Annotated in this window: 3 protein-coding genes; all 3 read left to right on the top strand. The window is 51.4% G+C overall.

The window, feature by feature from the left end:
- Nucleotides 1–151: 151 nt before the first annotated feature.
- Genes ABGY95_RS05600 through ABGY95_RS05610 form a run of 3 tightly spaced genes read left to right on the top strand, consistent with a single transcriptional unit; the run spans nucleotide 152 to nucleotide 2,320 of the window.
- Nucleotides 152–523, top strand: a complete 372-nt coding sequence (locus ABGY95_RS05600) for a hypothetical protein (protein WP_347440713.1) — start codon at nucleotides 152–154, stop codon at nucleotides 521–523.
- Between the two features lie 58 nt (nucleotides 524–581).
- Nucleotides 582–785, top strand: a complete 204-nt coding sequence (locus ABGY95_RS05605) for a sigma factor-like helix-turn-helix DNA-binding protein (protein WP_347440714.1) — start codon at nucleotides 582–584, stop codon at nucleotides 783–785.
- Nucleotides 782–2,320 (top strand): serine/threonine-protein kinase, encoded by a 1,539-nt coding sequence (locus ABGY95_RS05610; protein WP_347440715.1) that lies wholly within the window; start codon nucleotides 782–784, stop codon nucleotides 2,318–2,320. The genes ABGY95_RS05605 and ABGY95_RS05610 overlap by 4 nt, the downstream gene beginning before the upstream one ends.
- The last annotated feature ends 113 nt before the right edge of the window (nucleotides 2,321–2,433 follow it).

The raw sequence follows: 2,433 nt of genomic DNA on the forward strand, positions 1-2,433 counted from the left end.
CGTGGGCTCTCGCCCCACGGCTAAACGATGTCGCCGCTGCGCGGCTATTATGTCCGCTTTGCCCGGTATCGAAGTACGCTTCCGTAGCCTAGTTCTACTGAAGTGATCGCCTGAAGGCGAGGGTTTTTAGATCCCAGTAGGAGACAATAAGATGGTACGCAACTTCGAAGAGGCGGATAATATCCGAGAGAGGCTGCTCCATGGTGAGCGTGATGCCTTGGCAAAATTGTTTTCCAACCACCGTGAGCGACTTTGGCGAATCGTTTATTTTCGTCTCGATGCACGCATGGCTGCCCGAGTTGATCCAGACGACATCTTACAAGATGCCTATTTGGATGCGTCGCTCAGGCTTCCTCATTACTCTGAACAAATTCAGTATTCGCCATTTGTGTGGCTTCGCATGATCGTTGGACAGACACTTGTCGACACACATCGCCGACATCTGGTGGCACAGCGGCGTGACGCCAGTCGTGAAACGCCTAAGCAAATTTACGGTTTTCCCCTATTAAATCGCTCTCACTGACTACCTGTTTGCTAGGCCACTTCACATCACCCAGCCAAACAATGATGCGATCGATTCTTTGGAATCAAACGATCAGGAGATCCTGGCGCTACGGCATTTCGAGGAACTGACGAACAAGGAGATTGCAGAAGTGCTCGGAATTCAGCAGAAAGCCGCCAGCATTCGATATATTCGAGCCACCACCCGATTGAAGAAGGTTCTATCGGAGTTGCCAGGCGTTTCCGATGCGTTATTCAATCCATCGATGGAACGCAGCGGATGAGCGATCAAGATACTGAACGTGACCCTGTAGAAGAAGTCGCCTCAGAATTCATGGACCGTTGCCGAAACGGCGAGCCCCCTTCGATCGAAGAATATGTTGCTCGGTATCCGGATCTTTCGGACTCGATTTCCGAGCTTTTTCCAACCATCGTGGCACTGGAGCAAATTAAAGTAGAGGACAGAAAAACAGCCGCTCGGAATGCCACATTAAAACCTCTGCGACTCACTGAACTGGGTGACTTCGAGATTCTTCGCGAGATCGGTCGCGGTGGCATGGGGATCGTCTACGAAGCAAACCAGAAGTCGCTTGGCCGAAAAGTTGCATTAAAAGTGCTGCCTAAACCGGCCCTACTCGATCCGGTTCAGCTACGCCGTTTCCAACGCGAAGCACGTATCGCCGCCCAGTTGCATCATACGAACATCGTTTCTTTGTACGGCATCGGCGAGGACGATGGATTCCATTTCCTGGTGATGGAACTCATCCAAGGCGTCTCTTTGCGGAAGGCTATCACTCGTCTGCGAAGACTTCATGATTCCTCTGTCGAGAATATGGAGGAACCACAAGACAAACAGCGCGAACAGGCTGTTTCTTGGCTACTGAAGCCGTATATTGCCAGTTCGTCTGCATTACGAAGGGGCCCGCTGGCAAAATCATCTATCCGCTCGCTGTCTGATTCGAATGATAATCCTGCCGCTATGACTGGTGTAAACACAGCAACTCGCCACTGTCGCTCCAGCTACTGGGGCGAAGTCGCAAGGATTGGGCGCGATGTGGCTCACGCACTGCAGCATGCATCCGAACAAAAGGTGATGCACCGAGACATTAAGCCGGGCAACATCTTGCTAGATCACCAGGGAAAAATCTGGATCACCGATTTCGGTCTTGCCCAGGCGTTGTCGATTCCTGAGGTTAGCGCCACCCAAAACATTGCGGGCACGCTCAATTACATTCCGCCAGAAGGTTTCAGTGGTCAGTACAACCAGCAAAGTGATATCTACAGCCTTGGTGTGACACTCTATGAATTGCTGTGCCTCAGGCCGGCATATTCGGATCAGGGCCACGCAGAGTCTTTGCAGAGAATTGCGAACAACTCCTTTGAACCCGCACGACCCAGCGCGTTTAATCCGGAAATCCCGCGCGACTTGGAATTCGTTGTCCTAAAGGCAATGGCTCAAGATCCCGATCACCGCTACAAGACAGCTAGTGATTTTGCCATCGATTTGGAGTTATTTATCGCAAATCGACCAGTCAATGCCCGGCGGACGTCGTCGCTGGAACGCAGTTGGCGCTGGTGCAAGCGCAACAAGACTCTGTCCGCACTAGCGACTCTCGCGGTTTCGCTACTTATGCTTGTTTCGCTAGTCATGACTTTCAGTTATCTCCATGCGCGTCAATCACAATTCGATGTACAGACAGCACTTATCAGAGAGAGGTATGAGCGTGAACACTCTGAAGCCACTCTGAACGTCGCAATCAATGCGCTCGATGACATCTACAAGAAATTCGCTCCCATCGATATACATAACTCAAACTGAAAAGGCAGCACTGCTAGCGTGCTGAATTTTTCGATGCAAAAGGGCCTTTCCGCCATTGTTGTGTGCCCGACAGGACGCCATCCTGGAATGTTCCAGGACGTGGCCATGGAGGA

The organism is Rubritalea sp., assembly GCF_039830215.1.
Lineage (GTDB): Bacteria > Verrucomicrobiota > Verrucomicrobiia > Verrucomicrobiales > Akkermansiaceae > Rubritalea.